Origin of the sequence: Pseudarthrobacter sp. B907, assembly GCF_040137805.1 — a bacterium.
Taxonomy (GTDB): Bacteria; Actinomycetota; Actinomycetes; order Actinomycetales; family Micrococcaceae; genus Arthrobacter.
This window is the reverse complement of the sequence record NZ_JBEEQE010000006.1, coordinates 48,189-74,950: the sequence shown is the minus strand read 5'-3', so window position 1 is coordinate 74,950 and position 26,762 is coordinate 48,189. Positions and strand designations below refer to the sequence as shown.

General features: G+C 69.2%; 29 protein-coding genes and 1 pseudogene. 11 read left to right on the top strand and 19 right to left on the bottom strand.

Features of this window, described 5'->3' with window-relative positions; translation table 11 throughout:
• The first annotated feature begins 116 nt into the window (after positions 1 to 116).
• The 3 genes from ABLI39_RS07045 (at position 117) to ABLI39_RS07035 (ending at position 3,073) form a co-directional block, all read left to right on the top strand.
• Entirely contained in the window at positions 117 to 464 is a 348-nt protein-coding gene (locus ABLI39_RS07045; RefSeq protein WP_349412723.1) for a metal-sensitive transcriptional regulator, read from the top strand.
• A 64-nt stretch (positions 465 to 528) separates the two neighbouring features.
• Positions 529 to 759 (top strand): heavy-metal-associated domain-containing protein, encoded by a 231-nt coding sequence (locus ABLI39_RS07040; RefSeq protein ID WP_146336265.1) that lies wholly within the window; start codon positions 529 to 531, stop codon positions 757 to 759.
• 49 nt (positions 760 to 808) lie between these two features.
• Positions 809 to 3,073 carry a heavy metal translocating P-type ATPase gene (locus tag ABLI39_RS07035; protein ID WP_349412722.1) on the top strand — a complete coding sequence of 755 codons (2,265 nt, stop codon included), beginning with the start codon at positions 809 to 811 and terminating at the stop codon, positions 3,071 to 3,073.
• Positions 3,074 to 3,115: 42 nt separating this feature from the next.
• Here ABLI39_RS07035 and ABLI39_RS07030 read toward each other — a convergent pair whose 3' ends face one another.
• Positions 3,116 to 4,066 carry an EamA family transporter gene (locus tag ABLI39_RS07030; protein ID WP_349412861.1) on the bottom strand — a complete coding sequence of 317 codons (951 nt, stop codon included), beginning with the start codon at positions 4,064 to 4,066 and terminating at the stop codon, positions 3,116 to 3,118.
• A 177-nt stretch (positions 4,067 to 4,243) separates the two neighbouring features.
• Here ABLI39_RS07030 and ABLI39_RS07025 point away from each other — a divergent pair, with 177 nt between their 5' ends.
• Positions 4,244 to 4,786 (top strand): CGNR zinc finger domain-containing protein, encoded by a 543-nt coding sequence (locus tag ABLI39_RS07025; protein WP_349412721.1) that lies wholly within the window; start codon positions 4,244 to 4,246, stop codon positions 4,784 to 4,786.
• Here ABLI39_RS07025 and ABLI39_RS07020 read toward each other — a convergent pair.
• From ABLI39_RS07020 to ABLI39_RS07010, 3 genes are all read right to left on the bottom strand, one after another.
• Positions 4,783 to 5,133, bottom strand: coding sequence for a hypothetical protein (locus ABLI39_RS07020; protein WP_349412720.1), 351 nt, complete (start codon positions 5,131 to 5,133; stop codon positions 4,783 to 4,785). The genes ABLI39_RS07025 and ABLI39_RS07020 overlap by 4 nt on opposite strands.
• 85 nt (positions 5,134 to 5,218) lie before the next feature.
• Complete coding sequence (locus ABLI39_RS07015; protein WP_349412719.1) at positions 5,219 to 5,812, bottom strand: hypothetical protein; 594 nt, start codon at positions 5,810 to 5,812, stop codon at positions 5,219 to 5,221.
• A 35-nt stretch (positions 5,813 to 5,847) separates the two neighbouring features.
• Positions 5,848 to 7,200 (bottom strand): MATE family efflux transporter, encoded by a 1,353-nt coding sequence (locus ABLI39_RS07010; protein WP_349412718.1) that lies wholly within the window; start codon positions 7,198 to 7,200, stop codon positions 5,848 to 5,850.
• Between the two features lie 145 nt (positions 7,201 to 7,345).
• Here ABLI39_RS07010 and ABLI39_RS07005 point away from each other — a divergent pair, with 145 nt between their 5' ends.
• Both ABLI39_RS07005 and ABLI39_RS07000 read left to right on the top strand, forming a co-directional pair.
• Positions 7,346 to 7,780: a DoxX family protein gene (locus tag ABLI39_RS07005; RefSeq protein WP_349412716.1), complete on the top strand. Its 435-nt coding sequence runs from the start codon at positions 7,346 to 7,348 to the stop codon at positions 7,778 to 7,780.
• A gap of 170 nt (positions 7,781 to 7,950) precedes the next feature.
• Positions 7,951 to 8,910, top strand: coding sequence for an acyl-CoA thioesterase (locus tag ABLI39_RS07000; protein WP_349412714.1), 960 nt, complete (start codon positions 7,951 to 7,953; stop codon positions 8,908 to 8,910).
• Here ABLI39_RS07000 and dnaB read toward each other — a convergent pair.
• The gene (gene dnaB / locus ABLI39_RS06995; protein WP_349412713.1) at positions 8,907 to 10,292 is read right to left on the bottom strand and encodes a replicative DNA helicase; all 1,386 of its coding nucleotides are present in this window, start codon (positions 10,290 to 10,292) and stop codon (positions 8,907 to 8,909) included. The genes ABLI39_RS07000 and dnaB overlap by 4 nt on opposite strands.
• A 639-nt stretch (positions 10,293 to 10,931) precedes the next feature.
• Here dnaB and ABLI39_RS06990 point away from each other — a divergent pair.
• Together ABLI39_RS06990 and ABLI39_RS06985 are read left to right on the top strand one after the other, a co-directional pair.
• Positions 10,932 to 11,354 carry a hypothetical protein gene (locus ABLI39_RS06990; RefSeq protein ID WP_349412712.1) on the top strand — a complete coding sequence of 141 codons (423 nt, stop codon included), beginning with the start codon at positions 10,932 to 10,934 and terminating at the stop codon, positions 11,352 to 11,354.
• Between the two features lie 3 nt (positions 11,355 to 11,357).
• On the top strand, positions 11,358 to 11,933 hold the full coding sequence (locus ABLI39_RS06985) for a hypothetical protein (RefSeq protein ID WP_349412711.1): 576 nt from the start codon (positions 11,358 to 11,360) through the stop codon (positions 11,931 to 11,933).
• 22 nt (positions 11,934 to 11,955) lie between these two features.
• Here the strand turns inward: ABLI39_RS06985 and ABLI39_RS06980 are convergent, their stop codons facing one another.
• From ABLI39_RS06980 to ABLI39_RS06970, 3 genes are all read right to left on the bottom strand, one after another.
• Positions 11,956 to 12,330, bottom strand: a complete 375-nt coding sequence (locus ABLI39_RS06980) for a TFIIB-type zinc ribbon-containing protein (protein ID WP_349412710.1) — start codon at positions 12,328 to 12,330, stop codon at positions 11,956 to 11,958.
• 74 nt (positions 12,331 to 12,404) lie between these two features.
• Complete coding sequence (locus tag ABLI39_RS06975) at positions 12,405 to 13,031, bottom strand: FMN reductase (RefSeq protein WP_349412709.1); 627 nt, start codon at positions 13,029 to 13,031, stop codon at positions 12,405 to 12,407.
• A 104-nt stretch (positions 13,032 to 13,135) separates the two neighbouring features.
• The gene (locus ABLI39_RS06970) at positions 13,136 to 13,984 is read right to left on the bottom strand and encodes a PhzF family phenazine biosynthesis protein (RefSeq protein ID WP_349412860.1); all 849 of its coding nucleotides are present in this window, start codon (positions 13,982 to 13,984) and stop codon (positions 13,136 to 13,138) included.
• An 88-nt stretch (positions 13,985 to 14,072) separates the two neighbouring features.
• On the opposite strand from ABLI39_RS06970, the gene ABLI39_RS06965 reads away from it, so the two are divergent.
• Entirely contained in the window at positions 14,073 to 14,495 is a 423-nt protein-coding gene (locus ABLI39_RS06965; RefSeq protein ID WP_349412708.1) for a DUF1801 domain-containing protein, read from the top strand.
• Positions 14,496 to 14,589: 94 nt separating this feature from the next.
• Here ABLI39_RS06965 and rplI read toward each other — a convergent pair whose 3' ends face one another.
• The 4 genes from rplI to rpsF form a co-directional block, all read right to left on the bottom strand.
• Positions 14,590 to 15,042: a 50S ribosomal protein L9 gene (gene rplI, locus ABLI39_RS06960; protein ID WP_349412706.1), complete on the bottom strand. Its 453-nt coding sequence runs from the start codon at positions 15,040 to 15,042 to the stop codon at positions 14,590 to 14,592.
• Between the two features lie 17 nt (positions 15,043 to 15,059).
• Positions 15,060 to 15,299, bottom strand: coding sequence for a 30S ribosomal protein S18 (gene rpsR / locus ABLI39_RS06955; protein WP_003800144.1), 240 nt, complete (start codon positions 15,297 to 15,299; stop codon positions 15,060 to 15,062).
• A gap of 125 nt (positions 15,300 to 15,424) precedes the next feature.
• Positions 15,425 to 16,000, bottom strand: a complete 576-nt coding sequence (locus tag ABLI39_RS06950) for a single-stranded DNA-binding protein (protein WP_349412705.1) — start codon at positions 15,998 to 16,000, stop codon at positions 15,425 to 15,427.
• Between the two features lie 53 nt (positions 16,001 to 16,053).
• The gene (gene rpsF, locus ABLI39_RS06945; protein ID WP_056736825.1) at positions 16,054 to 16,359 is read right to left on the bottom strand and encodes a 30S ribosomal protein S6; all 306 of its coding nucleotides are present in this window, start codon (positions 16,357 to 16,359) and stop codon (positions 16,054 to 16,056) included.
• A 249-nt stretch (positions 16,360 to 16,608) separates the two neighbouring features.
• On the opposite strand from rpsF, the gene ABLI39_RS06940 reads away from it, so the two are divergent.
• Complete coding sequence (locus ABLI39_RS06940) at positions 16,609 to 17,298, top strand: DUF1345 domain-containing protein (protein ID WP_349412704.1); 690 nt, start codon at positions 16,609 to 16,611, stop codon at positions 17,296 to 17,298.
• Here the strand turns inward: ABLI39_RS06940 and ABLI39_RS06935 are convergent.
• The 6 genes from ABLI39_RS06935 to ABLI39_RS06910 form a co-directional block, all read right to left on the bottom strand.
• Positions 17,295 to 18,635, bottom strand: coding sequence for a M18 family aminopeptidase (locus ABLI39_RS06935; protein WP_349412703.1), 1,341 nt, complete (start codon positions 18,633 to 18,635; stop codon positions 17,295 to 17,297). The two genes, ABLI39_RS06940 and ABLI39_RS06935, sit on opposite strands and share 4 nt — an antisense overlap.
• 22 nt (positions 18,636 to 18,657) lie before the next feature.
• Positions 18,658 to 19,557, bottom strand: a complete 900-nt coding sequence (locus ABLI39_RS06930; RefSeq protein WP_349412702.1) for an intradiol ring-cleavage dioxygenase — start codon at positions 19,555 to 19,557, stop codon at positions 18,658 to 18,660.
• 176 nt (positions 19,558 to 19,733) lie between these two features.
• Positions 19,734 to 21,164, bottom strand: coding sequence for an amino acid permease (locus tag ABLI39_RS06925; RefSeq protein WP_349412859.1), 1,431 nt, complete (start codon positions 21,162 to 21,164; stop codon positions 19,734 to 19,736).
• Between the two features lie 307 nt (positions 21,165 to 21,471).
• Positions 21,472 to 22,374, bottom strand: a complete 903-nt coding sequence (locus tag ABLI39_RS06920; protein ID WP_349412701.1) for an ABC-2 transporter permease — start codon at positions 22,372 to 22,374, stop codon at positions 21,472 to 21,474.
• Between the two features lie 3 nt (positions 22,375 to 22,377).
• Positions 22,378 to 23,322, bottom strand: a complete 945-nt coding sequence (locus ABLI39_RS06915; RefSeq protein ID WP_349412700.1) for an ABC transporter ATP-binding protein — start codon at positions 23,320 to 23,322, stop codon at positions 22,378 to 22,380.
• Positions 23,323 to 23,448: 126 nt separating this feature from the next.
• A complete protein-coding gene (locus ABLI39_RS06910) occupies positions 23,449 to 24,951 on the bottom strand; it encodes a bifunctional phosphatase PAP2/diacylglycerol kinase family protein (RefSeq protein ID WP_349412699.1) in 1,503 nt (500 codons plus the stop codon).
• A 38-nt stretch (positions 24,952 to 24,989) separates the two neighbouring features.
• Here ABLI39_RS06910 and ABLI39_RS06905 point away from each other — a divergent pair, with 38 nt between their 5' ends.
• Positions 24,990 to 25,706, top strand: coding sequence for a phosphatase PAP2 family protein (locus ABLI39_RS06905; RefSeq protein WP_349412698.1), 717 nt, complete (start codon positions 24,990 to 24,992; stop codon positions 25,704 to 25,706).
• Here ABLI39_RS06905 and ABLI39_RS06900 read toward each other — a convergent pair.
• A pseudogene (locus ABLI39_RS06900) lies at positions 25,639 to 26,743 on the bottom strand (MFS transporter). The gene ABLI39_RS06905 and the pseudogene ABLI39_RS06900 overlap by 68 nt on opposite strands.
• Positions 26,744 to 26,762 lie beyond the last annotated feature (19 nt).

Below are 26,762 nucleotides of genomic sequence, written 5' to 3'. Positions count from 1 at the left end.
GCGTATCCCCCAATAACGCACTCCGGAGCTCTTTAATTTCCGGGTCCGGCCGGGCGCGGCCACGATACCCCCGGAGGGTACTTGCAAGATACCCCTAGGGGGTATATGTTGGGGGCATGAACGAGTCCGACGCCTCCGCCACGGCCGCCCTGGAAGGCACCGCGCCCCAGCAGCACGGCTACTCCGCCAACAAGGATGCCTACCTCAAGCGGCTCAAACGGATCGAGGGGCAGGTCCGCGGCATCGCCCGGATGGTCGATGAGGACAAGTACTGCATCGACATCCTGACCCAGGTCGCCGCCGTCACCAAGGCCCTGCACGCCGTCAGCCTCGGGCTGGTGGAGGAGCACATCGGCCATTGCGTGGTCGGTGCGGCGGCGGAGCCGGATCCGGAACTTCGGGCTGAAGCCATCGACTTCAAAGTGAAGGAGGCCACCGATGCCATCGGGCGCCTGCTGCGGTAGCGGCAACACCACTCACCACACCATCGGGCTGGGCAACCCCCAGTCCCCCACCAAGGAGCTAGCCATGAGCACCGTTTCCACCACCGTTGAAGTATCCGGCATGACGTGCGGGCACTGCGTGTCCTCCGTTTCCGAGGAACTCGAGGCGCTGGCCGGTGTCGAAAGCGTCGACGTCGACCTGAACGCCGGCGGCGTCTCGACCGTGACGATCACCTCCGACAAGCCGCTCTCGCCCGCCGAGATCGGCGAAGCGGTCGCCGAAGCCGGCTACCTGGTGGTAGCGAACGAGGCCTGAGCCCGCCGCCGGGCAGCACTTACCGATCAGGACCGAAGGGGTAGATACCGTGAGCAACGCGCAACTGCTGGACCAGCCCGGAAGCCGGGTGATTGAACTCGACATCGAGGGCATGACCTGCGCCTCCTGTGTGGGCCGGGTCGAACGCAAGCTCGGAAAGCTCGACGGCGTCACCGCCTCCGTCAACCTGCCGCTGGAGTCCGCCCGGGTCACCGTTCCGGCAGGCATCACGGACGAGCAAATCACCGCCACGGTGAACGCCGCCGGCTACAAGGCCACGCTCAAGACGCCCCGGGACGCGGCAGCCGAGGCGCCGGCCGCAGGCCCGTCGACGACGCTGGGTCCCCGCCTGATGGCCGCGGCCGCCCTTACCGTCCCGGTGTTCCTGATCTCCATGTTCCCGGCTTTCCAGTTCCCGAACTGGGGCTGGGTTGCCGGCGCCCTGGCGCTGCCCGTGGTCAGCTGGGCGGCCTGGCCGTTCCACCGGGCCGCCGCGGTGAATGCCCGGCACCTGTCCTCCACCATGGACACGCTCGTGTCAATCGGCGTCACGGCCGCCTACGCCTTCTCGGCGTGGCAGCTGCTGGCCGATCCCCGCCTGACCGAGCACCCGGGCATGGAGGGCATGGGCTCCGGCGGACTGTACTTCGAGGTCGCCGCCGTCGTCACCACCTTCCTGCTGCTCGGGCGCTACCTGGAGGCAAACGCCAAACAGAAGGCCGGCGACGCGCTAAAGGCCCTGCTGGACCTGGGCGCCAAGGACGCGGCCGTGCTCCGGGACGGGCTCGAGTTCAAGGTGCCCGCGGAGAGGCTCCGGGTCGGGGACGTCCTCGTCGTCCGCCCCGGCGAGAAGATCGCCACCGACGGGGTGGTGATCGAGGGCACGTCCGCCGTCGACGCCTCGCTCGTTACCGGGGAATCGGTGCCGGTGGAGGTCGGGCCGGACAGCCCGGTCACCGGCGCCACGATCAACACCTCCGGCCGGATCCTGGTCCGCGCCACCCGGGTGGGCGCAGACACGACCTTGGCCCAGATGGGCCGGCTGGTCTCCCAGGCGCAGTCCGGGAAGGCGCCGATCGCCCGGCTCGCGGACAGGATCAGCGCCGTCTTCGTCCCCGTGGTCCTCGCCATCGCCGCGGCCACCTTCGCTGCCTGGCTGCTCGCCGCCGGCCCCGCCGTCAACGACGCCGAGCTCCGCGCCGCCTTCACGGCCGCCGTCGCCGTGCTGGTCATCGCCTGCCCGTGCGCCCTCGGCCTGGCCACCCCGGTCGGCCTGCTCACCGGGACCGGCCGCGGCGCCCAGCTGGGCATCCTGATCAAGGGACCGCAGGTGCTCGAGGACACCCGCACCGTGGACACCATCCTGCTGGACAAGACCGGCACCGTCACCACCGGCCACCTCGCCGTTGACGGCACCCGCGCCTTCGCCCCGTTCGGCGAGGGTGAGGTCCTGCGCCTCGCCGGCGCGGCGGAGGCCGCCTCCGAACATCCCGTCGCCCGGGCCATCGCGGCTGCGGCACTCGCTGCCGGGCAGGAGAACGGCGGCGACGCCGCGCTGCCCGCCGTCACCGGCTTCCACTCGGCGCCGGGAGGCGGTGTCCGCGGCAGCGTGGACGGGCGCCTCGTCACGGTGGGCCGGTCCGGCTGGCTGCAGGAGAACGGCGTCACCGTCTCCGGCCCGCAGCAGGAAGCCCTGGCCGCCGCGGAGGACGCCGGGGCCACCGCCGTCTGGGTGGCCGTGGACGGCGAACCGGCGGGCATCATCAGCCTGCGCGACACGCTGAAGCCCGGTTCCGCGGCGGCCATCGCCCGGCTCCGCGAGCTGGGGCTGCGGCCCATCCTGCTGACCGGCGACAACGCCGCGGTGGCCGGCCAGGTTGCCGCCGCCCTTGGCATCCCGGCCGAGGACGTCTTCGCGGGGGTGCTGCCGGAGGGCAAGGTGGACGCGGTCCGGAAACTGCAGGCCGGCGGCGCCACGGTGGCGATGGCCGGCGACGGCGTGAACGACGCACCGGCGCTGGCGCAGGCGGACCTCGGCATTGCCATGGGCTCCGGCACGGACGTTGCCATCGAGGCTGCGGACCTGACCGTGATGGGAAACGAGCTGGGGCAGGTCGGACAGGCGATCGAACTGTCCCGCCGGACGCTGGCGACGATCAAAACGAACCTGTTCTGGGCCTTCTTCTACAACGCAGTGGGCATCCCGGTGGCCGCGCTTGGCCTGCTCAACCCGATGATCGCGGGCGCGGCGATGGCGGCGAGCTCCGTGCTGGTGGTGGCCAACTCGCTCCGGCTGCGCAGCTTCGGCAAGTAGCCCCGCGTCCGGGCCGTCCGCCGCCGCGGCGGGCGCGGCCGCTCAGGGCACGGGTTCGACGTCGTTCGCGTGGTCGAGTTCCGCGGGCAGCGCGGCGGGCCGCCGGAGCTCGTCAAGCCGGACCAGCACCACCCCGCCCACGATCAGCACACCGCCCAGGAGCTGGACCGGGCCGGGTAGCTCACCGAGGAGCAGCCAGGCCCAGATCACGGCGAACAGCACCTCGGTGAGCGAGACGAAGGACGCCACCTTGGAGCCCAGCGCCCGCGCGGCCACAATGCCGGACACGTAGGCGAGCACGGTGGCCAGGACCACCAGGCCGCCCAGCGCTACCCACCAGGGCGTGACCCAGGGGCCCAGCCGGGTGTCGGCCGGGCTGGCGGCCATCGGCAGCAGCCCGGTGGCCGCGGCCAGCCACATCACCAGCGCGCCCACCACGAGCCCGCCGGACGCCAGCACGATCGGCGGCAGGGTGTCGTTCTCCCTGGCCGTGATGAAGAAGTAGATGGCCAGACAGACGGCGGCCGCGATCCCCCACATCACACCGATGAGATCGATCTTCACCGCCCCGGTGAGGTCCAGCACCAGGACCAGTCCGGCGAGCGAGAGCAGCGTGCCGGCAATCGTGAGCGGCCGCGGCCGCTTCCGGCTGGCCCCCCAGAGCCACAGCACGATGATGACCGGGGCCAGGTATTCGAGCAGGAGCGCGACGCCGACCGAGAGCCGTTCGACGGCGTTGAAGTAGAACAGCTGGCACGCGGCCACGCCGATCAGGCCGAACAGCAGCACGGTGAGCCAGTTGTCCCGGAGCTGGTGCCAGCGGCCGCGCAAGGCGAGGGCGGCCGGGACGGCCAGCACCAGCGCGGCCCCGCTGAGCCGCGCGGTCACCGCGGCGCCGGGCGTCCAGCCGGTCTCCAGCAGCGCCTTGGCAAAGGATCCGGAGAGGCCGAACACGGCCGAGGAGAACAGGGCCACGCCCAGCCCCGAGGCCAGGAAGCCCGTGGCGTCGGACCTTGGGCCTGCGCCCTTTGGGCCGGCGGCGTGCCGGGTCGGCTGGTTCAGGCCCGAGGGCGCGGCGGGGCGGCGTGCGGCAGACACGGACTGCCTCCTGTCAGGAGTAAAGTAGGGTTATGGTCATGACAGTACGCCCGGCCAACGTAAGGAGTCAAGATGGTTTTTGCCCCTGACACAGAAGTTGCGCTGCGCTCGGTGGTCGGCCTGATCAACACGGCGGCCAACGGGGAGGAGCAGCTGGCCACCGTCGAGGACCTGGACCGCTTCCTCGCCGCCGAGGGCTTCACCGGCTCGCGGACCCGGGACGCTGCGGAACTGGCGAGCGTGCACCGGCTGCGTGCCGAACTGGCCGCTCTCTGGCTGGCCGGCGAGGGCGCCGCAGTAGAGACCGTCAACCGGCTACTGCGTGAGGCCCGGGCGCTCCCGCAACTGGTCAAACACGATCAGTGGGACTGGCACCTGCACGCGACCACGCCGGAAGCTCCGCTGGCCGATCGGATGAGCACCGAGGCCGCGATGGCCCTGGTGGATGTGATCCGCAGCAAGGAAATGGACCGGATGCTGGTCTGCGCCGCGGAAGACTGCGACGCCGTCGTGCTGGATCTCAGCCGGAACCGCTCAAAGCGCTACTGCGATACCGGGAACTGCGCCAACCGCGCGCATGTGGCGGCCTACCGGGCGCGGAAGGCCGCGTCCTAGCGGAGTTCGCCGCCGGCGTCGTCAGCCTCGGGGGCCGGCTGCGTGCCGGGGCCGCCGTGGGAGGAGCCCGGCCGCTTCGAGCTCAGGTTCACCCCGGAGCCCTTGCCGAGGTGCTCGGCGTTGTCCTTGTAGCTCATCGAGAGCATGGCGGCGATCACGAGTGTGACGATGAAGACGATACCCGCGCCGGTGAAGGCCAGGTCGAAGCGGGGGGCCCTGGCGCTGCCACCGGAGGCGAAAATCAGGACGGCGACAAAGGCCAGCACTGCCCAGAACGCGGAGAACATCAGCGGTCCCTTGACCGAGGTCCGCAGGCTGCGGCGTTCTCCTGATTTCTGCTCTGCCAAGGTGCTTTCCTCCTGCCGCCAGCGCCGGGCAGGCGTGGCAGTCGTGATACCGCGATTGTTCTACGCAGGGTAGAACCTGTCCCCTCTAGTTTACGGCCTCCGCGGAAACCCCCCGCGCATCATGCCGGAGGGTCAGCCCCGCCAGGGTCCACAGCACGCCGCCAATGATCGCGCCGCCGCCGGCAACACCCAGCAGCGCGTGCGGGCCGAGGTCGATGAAGAAGGGCAGCGCCACCGCGGTGCCGAGGCCGATCACGCCGGAGGCGATCCAGTCGCGCGCCAGCACGGAACGGCGGCGGGTGGCCAGGCCAAGGTAGAGTTCAGCGGCACCGGCGAGCCCCAGGCCGAGGGCGCCGACCGTGCCGAAGACGAGGCTTCCGGGGAGCAGCCCGACGGCGGCACCGGTCCCCGTGAGCACGGCGCCGGCAGCGGCCAGGGTCTTGGCGGCGGCTGCACCGTGCGGCAGGCCGGTTTTTTTGACGCTCCAGATGAGCACTACCCCGCTGGCCAGCAGGTAGAGTCCGCCCGCCCAGCCCATTCCGGCGACGGAGGGGGCCGCCCAGAACACCGTGACGGCGCCGAACACCAGCGCGACGGCGGCCCGGACCAGCACGGGTTTCCACAGGTCAGCGGCAGCGGTCAGGGCAGTGGCGGTGCGGGGGGATACGGGGAGAGTCACCCGTCCAGTTTAGGGGCTGCCGCGTCCCGGCCGCGTCAGTGTGCGCCGAGCCGCATCCAGCGGTCGGTGCGGGCCCGCAGCCCCAGTGTGAGGGCGCGGGCCAGCATGTAGCCGAGCGAGAAGGCGGCCCAGAGCCAGGGCAGCGCGGTCGCCCCGTCGGGGGCAAAGAGCCGGACCGCCAGCAGCAGCGGCAGATAGGCGGCCAGATTCACGACGCCGGCGATCGCCAGATACCGCGCATCGCCCGCGCCGATCAGCACCCCGTCCAGGACAAACACGTAGCCGGCGAGCGGCTGGCCCGCGGCCAGGACCCAGAGGGCGAGCGTGAGGGTGGACCGGACGCCGTCGTCGGGGGTGAACAAGAGCCCGGCCCACGGGGCGACGGCGGCGAGCAGGACCCCGGTCAGCGCGCCGAAACCGAGGCCCCAGCGGACCATGGTGCCGGTGAGCTCCCGGGCGGCGGCGGCGCGGGAGGCCCCGAGTTCCTTGCCGATGAGGGCCTGGGCGGCAATGGCGAGGGCGTCGAGGGCGAATGCGAGGAAGGTGAAGATGGTCATCGCCAGCTGGTGCGCGGCCAGGTTGGCCGGGCCCTGGGCGGTGGCCACCAGCACGGTGGCCAGGATGGCGATGCGCAGGCTGAGCGTCCGCAGCATCAGCCAGGAGCCCACCCTGGCCAGCGCCCGGATCCCGCGCCAGTCCGGGCGCAGGGACACCCCGTGGGCGCGGGCGTTGCGCTGGACCATCACAACATAGGCCAGCGCCATGCCCCATTGGGCAATGCTGGTGCCCAGCGCCGAACCGGTGACCGAGAGCTGGAGGCCGTAGACCAGGACAAGGTTCAGCGCGATGTTGGCGGTGAAGCCTGCGGCGGCCACGGCCAGCGGGGTCCGGGTGTCCTGCAGGCCCCGCAGCACGCCGGTGCCGGCAAAGACCAGCAGCATCGCCACCAGGCCGGGCATGGAGAAGCGCAGGTAGTCCACGGCATAGGTGCGCACCTCGCCGCGGGCGCCCATCAGGTCCAGCAGCGGCTCGGCGGCCAGGAATCCGGCCGCGGCCAGGACGAGCCCGAGCAGCAGCGCGAGCCAGACGCCGTCGCGGCCGGCCGCCAGCGCCCTGGGCAGCTGTCCGTTGCCGACCGCCCGCGCCACGGCCGGAGTTGTGGAGTAGGCCAGGAACACCATGAGTCCGACCGCTGTATGCAAAACCGCCGAGGCCAGTCCCACGCCGGCGAGCTGGGCGACCCCCAGGTGCCCCACGATGGCGGAGTCCGCCAGCAGGAACAGCGGCTCCGCGACCAGCGCCCCGAAGGCGGGAACGGCAAGGCGGAGGATTTCACGCCGGCGGGCCGGGGGTGGAAGCGTAACGGGACTCGGGGCTGACGCGGGCACGGAACCACCCTAGCGGTCCCGCCCGGCCCGCGGGCGTCGCCCTGCGTCGCATTAGTTGACTTTTCAACCAATGACCTGAATCATAGAAGTTGAATCTTCAAGTAAAAGGCGCAGCCCCCGCCTTCAGATCCCAGAACGGTATGCCATGAACCAGCCCACACTCACCACTACGGCCCGCACGATCCTGCGCATCGTCACCGGCTTCCTGTTCGCCGCCCACGGCTGGCAGAAATTCAACGAATTCACCATTGCCGGCACCCAGGCCGCCTTTGCGCAGATGGGTGTCCCGGCCGCCAACCTCGTCGCTCCGGTGATCGCCACCCTCGAGCTCGTCGGCGGCGTCGCCCTGATCCTCGGCGTGCTGACCCGCGTCTTTGCCGTGCTGCTCGCCGTCGACATGCTGGGCGCCCTGTTCCTGGTACATGCCCCGGCGGGAATATTCGCCGCCGCGGGCGGCTACGAACTGGTGCTGATTCTGGCTGCCGCGGCCCTGGCCGTGGCCCTCGTCGGCGCCGGCAAGGTCTCCGTGGACCAGGCCCTCTTCGGCCGCAGCGGCTCCCGGCTCAGCGCCCTGGCCTAGCAGCGGCTCCCCCGGTACGTCCGACGGCGGGCGGTCACCCCACGGTGGCCGCCCGCCGTCGTGTCTGGCGGCTTTGGCGGGCTTGTGTGGCGGCCCTGTGTGGCGGCCGGCGCCCCGAATGTGTCAACGGGCCGCGGGCGGTGAGGCGGCCGGTCAGTACACTCACTTCCATGAGTGAGACTTCCGCCAACGCCGTCACCCTGCGCTTCCTCGCCGCCCCCACGGACGTCGGCCACAGCGGCTCGGTGGACGCCGGGACGGTGCTGGAGTGGGTGGACAAGGCGGCCTACGCCGCCGCCGTCGGCTGGGCGAAGTCCTATTGCGTGACCGCCTATGTGGGCAACATCCACTTTGCGGATCCGGTCAACAGCGGCGACATGGTGGAGGTCACGGCCACCATCGTCTACACCGGCCGGTCCTCCATGCACATTCGGACGGTGGTCTCCTCCGGCGACCCCAAGGGCGGCCCGGCCACCATGCGCAGCCAGTGCATGGTGATCTTCGTGGCGGTGGGCGAGGACGGCAAGCCTATCCCGGTCCCGCAGTTTGCACCGTCCACACCTGCGGAAATCGAGCAGCGCGACCACGCCCTGGCGCGGATCAAGGTCCGTGAGGACATCGTCCAGGCCATGAGCGGGCAGGAATACACCGACGCCGGGACCGCCGAACGCGTCACGCTGCGGTTTATGGCCGCCCCCACGGATGTGAACTGGGGCGGCAAGGTCCACGGCGGCATCGTGATGAAGTGGATCGACGAGGCCGCCTACGTCTGCGCCTCGCGCTACTGCGGCAAGGACACGGTGGCGGTCTTCTCCGGCGGCGTGCGGTTCTACCGCCCGCTGCTGATCGGCCACCTCGTGGAGGTGGAGGCCCGGCTGGTCTACACCGGGACGAAGGGCATGCACATCGCGGTCCATGTCCGTTCCGGTGACCCCAAGGGCCACGAACTGAACCTCACCACGTACTGCCTGACGGTGATGGTGGCCCGCGACGAAAGCGGCACGTCCGTGCCGATTCCGCAGTGGGTTCCGGTGTCCGGGGAGGACAGGCGGCTGCATGCGCACGCCCGTGAACTGCTGGAGATCAGGGGCCGGGCGCCCGGAAACCGGCTGCCCAACCACCTGCTCTAGAAGCCTCCGCCGCCGCCGGCGTCGCCCGCCATGTTCGCGAACCGGGAGTAGTGGCCCTGGAAGGCCACCACAATGTCCTTGGTGGGGCCGTTACGGTGCTTGGCGATCAGGATGTCCGCTTCGCCGGCGCGCGGGGACTCCTTGTCGTAGACGTCTTCGCGGTGCAGCAGGATGACCATGTCGGCGTCCTGCTCGATCGAGCCGGACTCACGGAGGTCCGAGACCATGGGGCGCTTGTCCTGGCGCTGCTCGGAGCCACGGTTCAGCTGTGACAGCGCGATCACGGGCACCTGGAGCTCCTTGGCGAGCAGCTTCAGCGCACGCGAGAACTCCGAGACTTCCTGCTGGCGGGATTCGACCTTCTTGCCCGAGCTCATCAGTTGCAGGTAGTCGAGGATGACCAGCTTGAGGTCGTGCTGCTGCTTCAGCCGGCGGCACTTGGCCCGGATCTCCATCAGCGACATGTTGGGGCTGTCATCGATGAACAGCGGCGCATCGTTCATCCGGCCCATGGTGGTGGCGATCTTGGACCACTGCTCGTCCTTGATGGTGCCCTTGCGCAGATCCTGCAGGCCGATCGTTGCCTCCGCCGAGAGCAGGCGCATGGCGATCTCATTCCGGCCCATTTCCAGGGAGAACATCACGGTGGCGAGGTTGTTCTTGATGGCCGCGGAGCGGGCGAAGTCCAGCGCGAAGGTGGACTTACCGACGGCGGGGCGCGCGGCGATCACGATCATCTGGCCCGGGTGCAGGCCGTGGGTCAGTTCGTCGAGTTCATAGAACCCGGTGGGGACGCCCACCATGCCCTCGCCACGGTGCCCGGACGCCTCGATCTCATCGACCGTGGATTCCATCACGTCCTTGAGCACAACGTAGTCTTCGGCGGTGCGGCGCTCGGCCACGGCGTAGACCTCGGCCTGGGCCTGGTTGACCAGATCCTCCACCTCCCCGTCCTGGCCGTATCCCAGCTGGACGATTTTGGTGCCGGCATTGACCAGGCGGCGGAGGACGGCCCGTTCGGCCACGATCTCGGCGTAGTAGCCGGCGTTGGCCGCGGTGGGAACGGTCTGGATCAGCTCGTGGAGGTAGGCCGGGCCGCCGATCCGGTTGATTTCGCCCCGCTTGGTCAGCTCGTCCGAGACGGTGACGGCGTCGGCAGGCTCGCCGCGGCCGTAGAGGTCGATGATGGCCTCGTAGATGGTCTCGTGTGCCGGGCGGTAGAAGTCCTGGCCGCGCAGGATCTCCACAACGTCCGCGATGGCATCCTTGGACAACATCATGCCGCCCAGCACGGACTGCTCCGCCGGGATGTCCTGCGGAGGCTTGCGGCTGCCTTCGGCCCCCCGGGTGCCCTCGACCGAGTCCAGATGCGTAACTGACAAAACTGCCGTCCTTCATTGTGTTCCGGCGGGGTCGCGTTCCCTGCCGGCGGATAAGCCATGTGTTGTGGTGCCTGGGTTCCGGCAAAAGGTGCCACGCGCCTGCAGGCACCCGCCGGTTAATTCGTATCAGCACGCACCGACAGTCTGTGCTGCCCCGCAGGACCGGCGCCGGCCAGGTCTCGCCGGACGGTTCCACCGGTGGGGCCGGGCCGCGCGGCGGGACCGGAGGCCGGTACCCCGCGGCCGGACACCCGCAACGTTAGCCCCCGATCGGGCAGGCTCCAACCCGGCTTCCCGGCTCTCCTGTGGATAAGTTGTGGACTAGTGGCCCCTGCTTGTGCACAGCCTGTGGGAACAACTGTGGATAGAAGAATTGTTTGCCGCTCTATAGGCCACTGACCTGCGGAAATACCACTTTTCCCTTGTGGACGAAAAAGAAATTTGCCACCCCTTCATCCACAGCCCGCACCGCGGCGGCTGGGGATAGCACCCGCGAGGCCGGGCCACACAACAGCCCAAATATGCGAATTTTGTGATGCACGTCACCGATTTGCGGCCTCATTGAAGTCCCGGGCGGCGGCGTGTATGCGAAACCCGGAATGTACTGTGGATAACTGCCAACTGGCATAAGCTGTGGCCATGGGCGACGTCTTGATAGTCATACTGCCTGCCCTCATCCTCGCGGGCATCCCGTGGGCAGTGGCCGCGGCACTGAAACCGCGCAACCTCGGCATCTCCGACGCCGAGCGCTACCAGCTCGAACTGGCGGTGCGTTCCCGCGCCCACTACGAGGCCCAGGTTAAGGCGGCCCTGGCCGCGCGGGCCCGCGTGGACGCTTCAACCCGTCCGAGCCAGAACGAACAGCAGCATTCGCAGCAGCAGGAGCACGCCCGCGCGGCTCTGGGTGGGGCCGTGCTGCCCGGCGGCCAGCTCAGCCCCCAGTTCACCCTTCAGCTGCAGTCCCTTGCCCGCTCCGGGCACAAACTGCAGGCGATCAAGCTGTTGCGCCAGGCCACCCACTCAGACCTCTTAACCGCCAAGAATTACATAGATCGGCTGTAGTCCATGGAAGCCCTGCTCGTCCCCCTCCTGATCCTCGTGCTCGCGGGCGTCGCCGTCGTATTGGCCGCGCGCGCCCTGGGGCGCCGCCGCCCGGCCGCCCGGCCGGACGAGTCCCCGAAGCCCATCCGCAATTCGGCGGAACTCGCCCGCACCGCCGCGGCCAAGCTGGACCAGGAACAGCACCGCCGGCTGTACGCCCTGATTGCCCAGGGCCAGGCCATGGCGGCCATCAAGCTCTACCTGGAAGCCACCGGGGAGGGCCTGCGCGCCTCCCGGGACGCGGTGGGGGCCCTGGCCGCACACCCGCAGCCGTACCGGCCCCGCGAGGCGCCCCGGCAGCCCGCGCACGACGACGACGAGGACGCGCCGCAGCGCTTCCCCTACCGGTACCGCGCAATCGCCAGCAAGGGCGAAGTCACCCGCGAGGTCAGCAGCAACATGCTCAACGACGAGATCTACGGCCGCATCCGCACGCTGGCCAGGAGCGGCGACACCGAGGGTGCGGCGGCCGCGCTGACCCGGCACTCGGACATCACCCTCAAGCAGGCGCGCGAGTTCATCGCCCTGCTCGAGGAATGACCGGCGCGGCGACGGGCCGCGCCTAGAAGTCGAACAGGTCCCCGAGCCAGCCTTCCTTTTTCTTGGGCCGGCGGCGGTCGTCGTAGCGCGGCTGGTCATACCGTGGCCGGTCGCGGCGCTCATCGTGGCGCCGGTCGTCGAAGCGCCGGTCGTCCGGGCGGCGGTCATCCCGGCGCGGGTCCAGGTTGTAGGGCGGCGGCGGAATGTGTCCCGGCGGGGTCGGCGCCGGGGCGGGGGCGGCCGGGGCGGCCGGGGCCAGGCCCTCCGCCGCGCGGTCGATGATCTTGTCGAGCTCGCCGCGGTCCAGCCACACGCCGCGGCACTGCGGGCAGTAGTCAATCTCCACGCCGCTTCGTTCGCTCATTACCAGGTCTACGGAATCCACAGGACATTTCATGTCCCGCACAACGAACCGGGCGCCGAATAAGTTCAGCCCCGCCCGGTCAGGCGGGCCGCCCGCCGGGAGCCGCGCTAGTTGCCGCCGGAGATCCCCGCGAGGAGCTGTTCGAACGGCAAGGACTCCAACGCAGCCTGGCGCGGCCGCGGCTGGGCGCCGTCGAGCAGGGCGGCGAACTCCCCTGCGGCGCGGTCGATCCGCACCGAAAGCGGCGATCCGCCCTCGCCCGTGGTTCCCCAGTCCTGGGGGCCGGCGAAGACGCCGGTGGCAGCGGTCCGGGTGCGCAGGTAGCTGAACAGCGGGCGCATGGCGTAGTCCAGCACCATCTGGTGCCGGTCGGTGCCGCCGGTGGCGCCCAGCAGCACCGCCTTGCCGTCCAGGGACTTCGGGTCCAGCACGTCGATGAATGACTTGAACAGACCGCTGTAGGAGGCGCTGAAGACCGGGCTGACGGCGATGATGCCGTCGGAGGCCTCAACGCCGGCAATCACCTCGGCGAGGCGCGGTGCGGCGTAGCCGGTTACAAAGTTGTTGGCGATCTCGACCGCGAGGTCCCGCAGTTCGACGACGTCGACCGTTACGGCATAGCCCGCGCCGGTTAGTTGGCGTTCGGCCGCGGCCGCCAGCTGGTCCGCCAGCAGGCGGGACGACGAGGGGACGCCAAGACCGGCGGAGAGAACGGTGATACGGCGGGTTTCCACGGTGTGCTCCTAGTTCGAATCCAGTTCAGCAACGCTATTACATGCGTTTGCATCTACCTATAGAAGCGGCGGCATCACCCGTTTATTCCCGTCCCCGGGCCCGGTCAGAGCAGGACGAACCCCTCGATGCAGCTGACCGAGCTGCCCCCGATCCAGATGTCGTCACCCAGCGCGTCGACGTGGACCCGGCCGGCCCGGCCCAGCACCGTTCCCTGCGCCGCGAGGTACGACTCGGGGGCGCGTCCGCTGCGGATCAGCCACTGCGCGGCCCCGGCGTTGAAGCTGCCGGTGACGGGGTCCTCCGCGGCCGCGTCCCCGGGAATAAACGTCCGCACCTCGAAGTCGACGGCGGATCCTCCCGGGTGCGGGCCGATCACCCCCACCTTGAGCCCCTCCATCGCGGCGTAGTCCGGCCTGATGGCCAGCACCTGTTCGGCGGACTCGAGCAGCACGCCGATCCATTGCGGGCCGTTGACCAGCCACGAGGCGTCCAGCAGCGCTTCCCGGGGCAACCCGAGCCCGGCGGCGATACGGACCAGGTCCTCCTCCGCCACGGCACCCGAGCAGGTCAGCGGCGGGGCCGCGAAGGCCAGCCGGCCGCCGTCGCGCTTTACCCTGACCAGCCCGGCCGCGCATTCCTGGACCAGGATGCCGTCCCGGCCGGGGACGCCGCCGGCTTCGAGCCACGCGTGCGCCGAGCCCAGGGTGGGGTGGCCGGCAAAGGGAAATTCCTCGGTGCCCGTGAAGATCCGGACCCGGTAGTCGGCCTCCGGATGCGTCGGCGGGAGCAGGAAGGTGGTCTCGGAAAGGTTGGTCCAGTTGGCGAACTGCTGCATGGTCCCGCCGTCGAGGCCCTCAGCGTCGACGACGACGGCCAGCGGGTTGCCCCGGTAGGGCACGTCGGTGAACACATCCACCTGGGCGAAGGGGCGGAGACGGGGCGCTGCAGGCATGGCGTTCACCGCAGCAGGCTACCACCGGCGGCGGCTGGGGCGGAGGGCGCGGCTGACAGCAACGGACCGCATCTGCGAGACTGCCCGCATGGCAGAAAACAAGACCCAGGCAACCGGCGCGTCCGTGGAGGAGTTCCTCGCCGCCGTCGAACACCCGGTGCGGCGCAGCGACGGCTTACGACTGCTGGCGCTGATGTCCGACATCACGGGGGAACCGGCGCAAATGTGGGGTCCGACGATAGTGGGCTTCGGCCGCTACCACTACAAGTACGCCAGCGGCAGGGAGGGCGACGCCGCTGCCGTCGGGTTCTCCCCCAGGAAATCCGGCCTGTCGCTCTACGGCCTCACGTACGGGCCGCAGGCCGCCGAACTGCTCGGCGCCCTGGGCAAGCACAAGACCGGCGCCGGCTGCCTGTACATCAACAAGCTGGACGACGTCGACGACGCCGTGCTGGCGGAACTGATCCGGCTCGGCTACCGGCACGTCACCACGGAGCTGCACCACGGCTGACTCCGCGATGGCGTTAAAGCAGAAGGCCCCCGCGTCCGGTTCCCAAGGGAATCCGGAAGCGGGGGCCTTCCAGCAGTTCAGTCAGTCAAAGAGACTACTTGCCTGTGACTACGTCGAGCTCGATCACAGCGGAAACGTCGTCGTGGAGACGGACGTTGGCCTGGTAAGAACCGGTCGACTTGATGTGAGCCGGCAGTTCAACCTTGCGCTTGTCGATGCGGCCAAGGCCAGCGGCCTCAACAGCGTCGGCCACGTCGCCCTGCTTGACGGTGCCGAACAGGCGTCCGGTCTCGCCAGCCTTGACAACGAGCTTGACCGGCTTGGCCTGCAGTGCAGCGGCCTGCTTCTGAGCGTCTTCCAGGGAAGCGTGCTCGCGGGCGGCACGGGCAGCCTTGATGGACTCAACCTGCTTCTCGCCACCCTTGGACCAGGTCAGGGCGAAGTTGCGGGGCAGCAGGTAGTTACGTGCGTAACCGTCCTTGACCTCGACAACGTCGCCAGCAGCGCCGAGACCGGTTACTTCGTGGGTCAGAATGAGCTTTGCCATGTTAGTTAATCCCTTCCTTAGCCGCGGCCAGCGCCGGAGTAAGGCAGCAGAGCAACTTCGCGGGCGTTCTTGATTGCCTGGGCGATCTTGCGCTGTTCCTGCACCGTGACGCCAGTGACGCGACGGGCGCGGATCTTTCCGCGGTCGGAGATGAACTTGCGCAGCAATGCTACGTCCTTGTAGTCGATGACAGTGATGTCAGCGGCCTTCAAGGGGTTGGACTTTGGTTTGGGCTTACGGAGTTCAGCCTTAGCCATCGTGGAGCTCCTATTCTAGGGAGCCCGTGGATATTGATCCACGGGATGGTGGTGGTCCGCGGCGGTCGTCGCGCCGCTGCCATGCGGCAGCGTCGCGGGTCCCGACGTCGGACCTTAGATGTTGTTTAGAAGGGAGGTTCGGAATCCGGGCCGTTGCCCCAGCCGCCGCCTGCATTGCTGACCCCGGGCGTGGCCCAGGGATCATCCTGCTGCGCGGGCTGGTTGCCGCCCCAGCTTCCGCCGGAGTTGCCGCCGCCCTGGTTTCCACCAGAGTTGCCACCGAAACCGCCGCTGTTGCCGCCGCCGAAGCCGCCCTGGCCACCCTGACCGCCGGAGCGCTGGGTGCGGTTGACCTTGGCGTTGGCGTAGCGCAGGCTGGGGCCGATTTCGTCGACCTCAAGCTCGATAACGGTGCGCTTCTCGCCTTCCTTGGTTTCGTAGGAACGGCTCTTCAGGCGGCCGGAAACGATCACGCGCATGCCCTTGGTGAGGGACTCGGCGACGTTTTCGGCTGCTTCGCGCCATACCGACGCGCGGAGGAACAGGGTTTCCCCGTCCTTCCACTCATTGGACTGGCGGTCGAAGGTGCGCGGAGTAGACGCGATGGTGAAGTTCGCTACTGCCGAACCGGACGGTGTGAACCTCAGTTCGGGGTCATTGGTGAGATTACCGATGACCGTAATAGTGGTTTCGCCTGCCATCTACTGCCTCCTTGTTCGTTCCTGCGGGGTTAAAGATTGAGGGGTGGAGCTGATTACTCAGCAACAACCTTCTGCTCTTCGGGGCGGGTGATCTTGGTGCGCATGATGGTCTCATTGAGACTCAGCTGGCGGTCAAGTTCCTTGGCGGTAGCCGGCTCAGCGGTGAAGTTCACCACGGCGTAGATACCTTCGGACTTCTTCTGGATTTCGTAAGCCAGTCGACGACGGCCCCAGATGTCAACCTTTTCGATGGTTCCACCATCGTTGGTGATGACGTTCAGGAACTTCTGAAGCGACGGCTCAACGGTACGCTCTTCGACCTCGGGGTCGATGATTACCATCAATTCGTAAGGACGCATATGTGAACCCACCTCCTTTGGGCTAAGCGGTTACGGCATTTCCGTAACAGGAGGTTCATTTGCGGTACCGGTGCGGCACATCGCCCCCGGAACGGAGGCAGGGCGCAGCACAGACTTCAATAGCTTAGTGCATCCGGGCGGGTTTCGGCGATTTCTTATTCCGCCACCGTAAGCCCCGCCGCGCCCGCGGCGGAAGCGCCCCGCCCGGCATGTGGATAACCCCCCGGGCGCGTGTGCCATGATCGGGGCATGAGTACTGGTTCGCCCTCCCGTTCAACGGCAACGACGATCCACCGCAGCCGGCTGCGCTTCGCCGTGATGGTGCTGGCCGGGCTGCTTGCTGCCGGCACGTCGGGGCTCGCCGGGCGCTGGGTGGAGGCCCCGGCGGTGGGCTGGAGCAGCGCCGCGCTTACCTATGTGGTCTGGGTATGGATCGTGATAGGCCCGCTGGACGCCGCCGGCACCGAGGCCCACGCGACCTCGGAGGATCCATCCCGCAGCGTCACGGACCTGATGATCCTGGCCGCCAACGTCGCCAGCCTCGCGGCCGTGGCCGCCGTCGTGCTCGATTCGCACAGCAGCAACGACGGCGGATCGCGGCTTGGCGGGGGCCTGCTGGCCCTCGCGTCCGTCGCGCTGGCCTGGATGCTGGTGCAGACGCTTTTCACCGTCCGGTACGCCGGGCTCTACTACAGCACCGCGCCCAAGGCGGGGGCCGCGGTGGGCGGCATCGACTTCAACCAGGACGAACCGCCGCAGTACACCGACTTCGCCTACCTCGCCACCAGCCTTGGGATGACCTACCAGGTGTCTGACACGGCCCTGAAAAACCACGCGATCCGCGCCGAGGCCCTCAAGCACAGCCTGCTGTCCTACCTGTTCGGCACCGTCATCCTGGCCGCCACCATCAACCTCGTGATCGGCCTCGCCGGCTCCTAGGACGCCGCGGGGGCCGGACGGGCCGCGGTACGGAAGAACAGTTCGGTCACGGCAGCGAGCCGGTGCGGGTCCTCGACGCCGCACAGCTCGCGGGCCGAGTGCATCGACAGCAGTGGCACGCCGACGTCGACCGTCCGGATCCCTAGCCGGGTGGCGGTGAGCGGGCCGATCGTCGAGCCGCAGGGCATCACGTTGTTGGAGACGAACTCCTGGTACGGGATTCCGGCGCCGGCGCAGAGCCCGGCCCAGAGCGCCGCACCGGCCGCGTCCGTGGCGTAGCGCTGGTTGGCGTTGATCTTCAGCAGCGGCCCGGCGTTCAGGACGGGCCGGTTGGCCGGATCGTGGCGCTCGGGGTAGTTGGGGTGCACGGCGTGCCCGGCGTCGGCGGAGACGCAGAACGACGCCGCGAACGCCTGCCGGCGCTGGCTCGCGGTGGCACCGAGCCCGTCGGAGATGCGGACCAGGATGTCTTCGAGGACGGGCCCGCAGGCACCGGAGCGGGAGGCGGAGCCGATTTCCTCGTGGTCGAACGCGGCAAGCACGGCGATCGGGCCCTCCGGCGGCACCGGGGCGGAGGCGTGCGCGATGAGGGCGGCAAGCCCGGCGTGCGTGGCGGAGAGGTTGTCCAGCCGGCCGGAGGCGAAGAACTCGCCGCGGGCGCCGAACACGGCCGGGGCCTGGGTGTCGGCGATGACGATGTCGTAGCCGCCGATCTGCGCCGTGTCGACGTCGGCGCCGGCAACCCGGTCCGCGAGCAGGCCCAGGAGGTCCGCGCCGGCGGGGTCGCCGAGGCCGAAGACCGGGTTCATGTGCTGCTGCTTGTCCAGGGCCAGGCCCTCGTTCACGGCGCGGTCCAGGTGGATGGCCAGCTGGGGGAAGCGCAGCAGCGGCCCGGTGGCGGTCAGGTGCTCGGTGCCGTCCAGCATGACCAGCCGCCCGGCGAGCTGCAGTTCGCGGTCCAGCCAGGAGTTCAGCAGCGGGCCGCCGTAGACCTCGACGCCGGCCTGCAGCCAGCCGAACTTGCCGGTGGTGGCCTTGGGCTTCAGCTTGAAGGAGGGAGAGTCGGTGTGCGCGCCGAGGATGTTGAAGCCGGTGGCGGGTCCGGCACCCTGCGGCGTCACCCAGGCGATGAGGGCGCCGTCGCGGATCACGTAGAACTTGCCGGCGCCGGCACTGCCGCCGCTGCCGTCCCACGGCTGCAACTCGTCGAGGCCGGTGAACCCCGCCGCATCCAGCCGCCGGGCGGCCTCGTGGACGGCGTGGAAGCTCGACGGCGACGCGCTGACGTACGCGCCGAGGTCCAGGATGTGGTCTGCGGCAGTGCTGGAAGAAGGCATGGCTCCGAGTCTAGCGCCGCCGCTACACGGTGACGTTGAGTCCTGCGGTGTACCCGCCGGCGGCCGAACCGGCCATCGTCGCCAGCTGGTAGATCCCGCCGTCGTTGCCGAACACGTTGTCCGACTTGAGTGTGGTCCGCGGGAAGTTGCGGGCACTGGACTCGTAGCCGGCCGAGGCATAGACGTCCCTGCAGGCGGCATCGGTCAGGGCGATTTGCGAGACGGCGAGGATCTGCCCGGCGGAGGTGGCGTTGCCCATGGATTCGAAGACTTCGAAGTGGATGTGCGGCCAGCGTCCGCTGTAGGCGCCCGGGAAGATGGTGGTGAAGGTGACCTGCCCGTTCGTGTCCGCCTCCTGGACGCCGCGGAGGTAATTCTCGTTCTTCAGCCCGGCGTCGTACATCGAGTACTTCCCGTCCTTGTCGCAATGCCAGGCGTAGACGGCGGCTCCGGCCAGCGGGGCGCAGCCCTGGGCGTTGTCGAGCAGGGTGAGCGTCACGGTCAGCGGCACGCCGGCGGCCTTGGTGGAGGAGGTCCCGAAGCTGGCGGTGATGTCCTTCCGGACCACCCCGGATGCGGCCAGAGCGTTGGGTCCGTTGGAGCCGTCGCCGGGGAACGGCCCGGCCGTTTCCTGCGGGATTTGGACGCCGCATTCGGCGATGGCGCGGGTCAGGGTGGGGGAGGCAGAGGCGGTGGCCGCCGTCGTCGGACCCGCCGTCGTGGCGGCAGCGCTCGTTGCGGCGGCGGACGGGGTGGCTCCGGAGGAGGAGCCGCCCGGGGTGCAGGCAGCGAGGGCCGCGGCGGTGCCGGCGCCAAGGAACATGCCCAGCGAGCGGCGGCTCATCAGCGTGCCGAGGTCGAATTCCAGGCCGCGGTCATGGTTGGGGTGCGGTGTGTGCGGGGGCGGGGTAGAGGTGTCCATGCCCCCATGCAACCGCGCCGGGCTGTGCCGTGGCTAGGGCGCTGCTGTGGCCGCCCTGTGGCCGCAGACCACCGGACATGCCCTCCCGCGGCGTCCACCGATGGGCATATGGGCAATATGTCCATCGGTGACCGCCGGCGTTGAGCATGTCCGGTGGCGGGGCACGTCGGGGAAAGCTACGACGCCGGGCCGACGCCGGCGGCGGCTTGCTCACTGGGGGCCTCGGCGGCGGGCTGGCCCGTCCGCTCCTCAGTGGCAGCGCCGTGCTTGCGGTAGCGCCACAGTCCGATTCCGACCACGACGGCGGCCAGGGCGAGGGAGAGCAGCAGCGATTCCCGGGTGGACTCGAGCACCACCATGCCCACCAGCAGGGCGACGATGCTGATGACCGCAACCCAGGTCAGGTACGGGAAAAGCCACATCTTCAGCTCCAGTTCCTGAGCTGCGGCGCCCATCCGGCGGCGCAGGATCAGCTGGGAAACGGAAATGACCAGCCAGACAAACAAGGCAATGGCACCCGAGGTGTTGACCAGGAACAGGAAGACGGTGTCCGGGGCGATGTAGTTCAGGCCCACGGTGATAAAGCCGACCACGGTGGAGGCGAGCACGGCCCCGGCCGGTACGCCGCGCTTGGAAATTCGCATCCAGGACCGCGGCGCGTCGCCTCGGCGGGAGAGCGAGAAGAGCATGCGGCTGGCGGTGTAGAGGCCCGAGTTGAGGCAGGAGAGCACGGAGGTCAGCACCACGATGTCCATGATGGTTCCGGCGCCGGGGATGCCGAAGAGTTCGATCACGGCGACGTAGGGGCTCTTCGCCACGGAAGCCGAGTTCCACGGCAGCAGGGTCACCACGATGGCGATCGAGCCGATGTAGAAGACCAGGATGCGCCAGACCGTGGACTTGACGGCCTTTTTGACGGCGTCGACCGGGTTCTCGGATTCGCCGGCGGCGATGGTGGCGATTTCGGCGCCGAAGAAGGAGAAGACGACCACCAGGATGCCGGCCAGTACGGCGCCGGGTCCGTTCGGCATAAAGCCGCCCTTGCCGGTCAGGTTGTCCAGGCCCGGGGCCGGAACGCCGGGGATCAGGCCGAGGATGGCGGCGGCGCCGAAGAGCAGGAACAGCACAATGGCGGCGACCTTGATGGAGGCGAACCAGAACTCGAACTCCCCGTAGGACTTCACCGAACCGAGGTTGGTCAGGGTCAGGAGCACCATAAGGATCAACGCCCAGACCCACTGGTCGATGCCGGGGACCCAACGGTGCATGATGGCCGCCCCCGCCGTGGCCTCGATGCCGAGCACGATGATCCAGAACCAGGCATAGAGCCAGCCGATGCTGAAACCGGCCCAGCGGCCCAGGGCCTTGTCCGCGTAGGTCGAGAAGGACCCGGTTTCCGGGTTCGCCGCTGCCATTTCGCCGAGCATCCGCATGACCAGGATGACGACGAGACCGGCGGCAAGGTAGGCGACAAGGATGCCGGGGCCGGCCTGCTGGATCGCGGCGCCGGAGCCGACGAAGAGCCCGGCACCGATGACGCCGGCGATGGCGATCATGGACAGATGCCGGGGTTTCAGGGATTTGGAGAGTTGCTGGTCAGCCTGCATGAAGCGCCGTCCTTCGTGGGTGGTGTCGGTCCGTGCCCCGCGCCAGGCGATGCCCGGGACGGATGTGCGGTGGACCACAGTGTCGTTTCACCCTAGACGGCAATGGAATGGCGGTGTTCTGTGCAAGCCCACAGATTACGCCGCCCGTTTTGGGGCGGATCTCCAGTGGGAGGGCGTGAGGGGCAAAGTCTGATGCCTCACAGGCAATTTTGAAATGTGCCGGAAACCACTGCCGGGCCTGCCCGTTGGAGGGCCGGGCAGGCCGCGGCCAAGCCGGCAGCGGCCTGCCCGGACCGGGCCAATGCGGCTAGACGTCCCGCTTCTTGAGCAGGAACCCGGCCAGCACCAACGGGATCACCACCCACGCGCCCAACACGAGGGCCGCCTGCCAGGCTTCGAGGGTGTCCGGGAGGTGCTCGGCGGCAGTCATCGGGGCCAGCGTGTTGTCCGGGATGAACTTGCGCAGTTCCTTGACGAAGTCGCCCTGGATGATCTGCAGCGCAATCGGGAGCACGAAGAAGATGCCCACAAGGCTCATGATGCCGCCGGCGGAGTTGCGCAGCAGTGCGCCCAGGGCCAGGCCAATAGCAGCGACGGCGGCCACGTAGGCGCTGTTGATCAGCAGGGTCCGGTAGTACTGGCCGCTGGAGACGTCGAGGGTGTGGCCGTACTGGTCGAGGATCGGTACCGCCGCCAGGCCGGCGAGGTAGAGCGAGAGGGCGGTGACAAGGAAGGCGGCCACGGTGACGACGAGGAGCTTGGCAACGAAGGCCGGAAGCCGCTTGGGCACGGCCATAAACGTTGACCGGGCCATTCCCGTGGTGAATTCAGAACTGATGATCAGCACGGCCAGCGAACCGAGGATCAGTTGCGCAAAAGAGATGCCCGCGCTGGGCGCCGCGGCGGCTATGTCGCCCTGGGCGGCCAATGCGGCGGAGCGCCGCGGGTTGTCGCCGGAGGCCTGCAGGGCCTGGCCGATTCCCCAGGCCGCCAGGGCGCCGACGCCCACAATGACGACGACGGTCGCGCCCAGCAGGATCAGGGTGGACAGCAGTGTGCGGAACTTGATGACTTCGGAGTTGAGCACCCGCAAGAAACTGGGGCCCGGGCCGGTGCTGAGGCCCTCGCCGGCCCGGTTGCCGGCCTGGTTCGCAGCGCCGGAGTGCGCCCCGCGGCGGGACGGGGTGGGTTCGAGTGTGGTCGAGCTCATGGCTTAGTGGCCTCCGGCCTGGGCGGGGGCGCTGGCGCCCGTGGTGATCAGCGAGTGGTATTCGACCTCATCCTTGGTCAGCTCCATGTAGGCCTCCTCAAGGCTGGCCTGGAGCGGGGTGAGTTCGTAGATCATGACCTGGTTCTCGAGCGCGGTGCGGGCGATGCGGCGCGGCTCCAGCCCCGTGACCTCCAGGAGTTCGTTGTCCTGGACCTCCACGGAGACGCCGGTTCCGGCCAGGAGGCGCACCAGCTGGTCCGGCTGGTCGGTGCGGACCCGGGTGCGGTTGTGCCCCGTCCCGTTGACGATCTCCTGGATCGGTGCGTCGGCGATGATCCTGCCGCGGCCGATCACAATCAGGTGGTCCGCGGTGACGGCCATTTCGCTCATCAGGTGGCTGGAGAGGAACACGGTGCGGCCCTCGGAGGCCAGGTATTTGACCAGGTCGCGGACCCAGACCACGCCTTCCGGGTCGAGTCCGTTGACGGGCTCGTCCAGGATGACGGTCTGCGGGTCCCCGAGCAGCGCCGCGGCGATCCCCAGCCGCTGGCCCATGCCGAGCGAGAAACCGCCGACTTTTTTCCTGGCCACCTCGGCCAGCCCGGTCATTTCGATGACGTCGTGCACGCGCTTTTTGGGGATGCTGTGCGTGGCGGCCATGGCCAGCAGGTGGTTGTACGCCGAGCGGCTGGTGTGGACCGCCTTGGCGTCCAGCAGGGCGCCGACGTCGCGCAGCGGCGCGTGGTGCCGGTTGAAGGGCACTCCGTTGACGGTCACGGAACCCGACGTCGGCCGGTCCAGTCCCATGATCATCCGCATGGTGGTGGACTTGCCAGCGCCGTTGGGGCCCAGGAAACCGGTGACCCGGCCGGCCTCGACAGTGAAATCGACTCCGGCGACGGCGGTTTTTTCGCCGTACACCTTCGTCAGGCCTCGTGCTTCGATCATGGAAGCGTTCCTTTGCGTAGCGTGTGGTTGTGTACGCACCACGCTACCGAGGCCGGGCCGCGAATTCGCCGTTCTCAGGGTTGTTTCAGGGGCGAATCAGGGTCGGCTCCTAGGGACGGCACCCGGTCAGTCGTTCACCTGCGGGGTGTAGTAGACCAGCCCGCCGTGCTTGACCGAGAACTCCACGGCCCGGACCGCGGGCATGACTTCGCCGTCCACCGCCAGCACCATGGTCGAGTCGGCCGGTTCCACCCGGATCCGGCTGGCTTCGCGCAGATGGGTGATCCGCGACGTCGCCACCGTGCCGGTCAGCACGGCCCACAGCAGGCGCAGGCGGGCGAACGATTCGTCCGCGGTGATCATGCGCAGGTCCAGCACGCCGTCGTCGAGCACCGGCCGGACCAGCGGCGCATGGTCGCGCGGGTAGTAGCGTCCCCGCCCCACGTAGAGGATCCAGAGCTTGTGCCGCACACCGTCCACAACCAGGGTGGTGGGGGTGCCCGCAGCGAAGGTCCGGAACATGGCGACGACGCCGGCCAGCGGCTTCCCCAACGCCGGCTGGAGCTGCTCCCGCCGCCGCACGAGGTTGGGGTAGAGGCCGATGCTGGCAGTGTTCAGCATGGTGATCTCAAGCTTTTCGGGGTTCTTCGGCAACCCCCGTTCCACCGCCACGTGGCCGATGTCGGCCCGCGCCGCCTCCCCATTGGCGGCGGCGTCGACCGCGATCTGCAGGGTGGGGGTGCCGGCGTCGCGGGCAAAGTGGTTCAGCGTACCGCCGGGCAGCACCAGGAGCGGGACGGAGTGTTCAACGGCCGCCGCGGCGGCGCTGCCCACGGTCCCGTCTCCGCCCCAGACGCCGAGGGCAACGACGCCGGGCCGGGTCGCGACCGCCTCGATCTCTTCCGCCACGTCCTCGTTGGGACTGATCTCCTTTATATACGCCTTAGGGAATACTTCTTGCAGGGCGTCCACCGTTTCCTCGGCGTATGAGCCGCCCAGGGTGTTGACGGCGATGCCGAGCCCCTCGCCGTCGGGCAGCGCCGGGGCCGGCACGGGGGTGCGCTGGACCGCGGGGAACGGTGGCCGCACAGGCCACCACTTCCGCGTCACGAGCGCCGCGCCCGCCCCGATCGCGGAACCGAAGAAGACATCCGAGGGCCAGTGCGCCCCGGTGTGGACGCGGGAGTACGCCACCCCGGCGGCCACCGGCGCCACGGCGGCGCCCAGCGCGGGCCGGACCAGTCCCACCCCAAGGGCGAAGGCCGCGGCCGAGGCGGAGTGCCCCGAGGGCATGGAGGAACTCTTCGGCTGAGGGTGGACGAAGCGGAAGACCGGGAGGTGCTCAGGCAGCGGGCGGGCGCGCGGCAGGAGTGTTTTGAACACGAGGTTGGTGACCGCGGAGGCCACACCTTGCGCCAGCACGCCGTGCAGGGCCGCCCGCCGGGTCCTGCCGGGAAAGAGTGCCATCACGGCCGCGATCCCGAACCAAAGCTTGCCGTTGTTGGCGGCGGAGGAGAGCCGCCGGAAAAAATCGTCGTGGCCCCCGCCGGGCAGCCCGGACACGGCCCGGACCAGTTTCCGGTCCAGGGTCTCGAGCCGGCCCGGGGCTTTTCTCAGCATGCTTCGCATTTCCCCAGCCTACTGCCGAGCGCCGCTAGGATGAGGCGATGACCCGAGTGCTGGATCCCCGGCGTGCGCCCACGGGCCGCCTCCTGGCGGCCAGTGCCGCGATGCTGACCGTCACGGCCGTGCTGGGCGGGATGCTGCTCGCCGACGTTGCCAGGCCCCCATTCCTGGGCCTCGACCTCGCCTGGGCCGGATTCATTACGGGCCTGCGCAGCCCGTTCTGGGACGGCACCAACGCCTTCCTGAATATCGCCGGCTACCGCGGCGTGCTGGTGCTCCACGGGCTGCTAGTGGTGGCCCTCCTGGCCCGCAGGCGGCCGCGGGCAGCCGTCTTCAGCGCTGCGGCCGGGGTGGCCGTGCTCGTGGCGACCCAGTTGCTCAAGGCCGCCCTGCTGCGCGAACGGCCGCAGAACACGGTGGTCCTGACCGATACGGGGTCCTTCCCGTCCGGGCACGTCGCCACCACGGCGGCCTTTGTCCTGGTGCTGGCCCTGCTGATGGCGAAGGCCTGGGTGTGGCTGGCGGCCGGGGCTGGAACCGTGGCCATGATGATCAGCAGGACTTACCTGTCGGCGCACTGGCTGACGGACACGGTTGGCGCCCTGTGCCTCGCGGTACCGGTGGTGCTGCTGCTCTGGCTCGGCTGGCAGGGGAGCTGCATCCGGGAGAATGCCGACGCACGCCGGCTGCTTAGCTGGCGCGCAAGGGCCTCGCGGCGCCGGCGAGCAGCAGCGCCCCCAGAATCGGCACCCCGATAGCGAGCAGCGCCAGCCGGATCCCGGTCAGGTCGCCGAGGTAGCCCAGCAGCGGCGGCCCCGCCAGGAACGCGACGTATCCGATCGTGGAAACCACCGACACCCGGGCGGCAGCGTGCCTCGGGTCGTCCGCGGCGGCGGACATCCCCATCGGGAAGGCAAGGGCGGCACCGACGCCCCACAGGGCAGCACCGGCGGTGGCAAGCCAGATGTTGCCGGCAAAAACGAAGAATCCCAGTCCGGCGGCTGCGGCGGCCATGCTGGCCCGCAGCACCGCCACCCGGCCGTACACGTCGATCGCCCGTCCGCCGAAGAAGCGCATCGCGGTCATCGCCAGCACAAAGACCGCGAACAGCAGGGCTCCGGTGGACTGTTCGGCTCCCAGCCCGTCCACGGCGGCCTTGGCGATCCAGTCGTTGCCGGCGCCTTCGGTCAGGGTGGCGCCGAGGACGACGGCGCCGATCAGCAGGGTGCGGCCGTCCCGCCACGCCGACCCAGCGCGGGGAGGCTTGGCCTCTCCCTCGGCCGGAACGGTTGCCGGGACGTGTGGCAGGAAGTACCGGGGCGCCGACCAGTGCACCCACAAAGGCGCCGCCGCTGAACGCGGCGTGGAACTGCGGCATGATGGTCCGGCCCAGCCGGTGTTCGACGTCGGCGCCCTCAATGTTCTGCGAGACGTCCCAGAGGCCGATGCCAATGCCGAAGAAGAAGAGTGACACGGCGGTTCCGGCAATGGAACTGGAATTGAGGGACACCGCGATGCCGACGCCCGCGGCCGCTGCCAGGATGCCGGCCGCGCGGACCGTGTTGCCCGTGCCGATCCGGCCGACCACCCAGCCGGCCGTCGGCAGGGCGATCAGCGAGCCGACCGCGACGCACAGCAGCAGGGTGCCCATCTGCCCCGAACTGATCTGGAGGATCTCGGTCACCGCGGGGATCCGGGCCGCCCAGCTGGCGAAGACCAGTCCGTTGATGCCAAAGACCAGGAAGGTCGCCGCGGCGGCGGCCTTCAGTTCCGTGGCGCTGGCGGTTCTGCTCATGGGTTCACTGCTTCCGCCG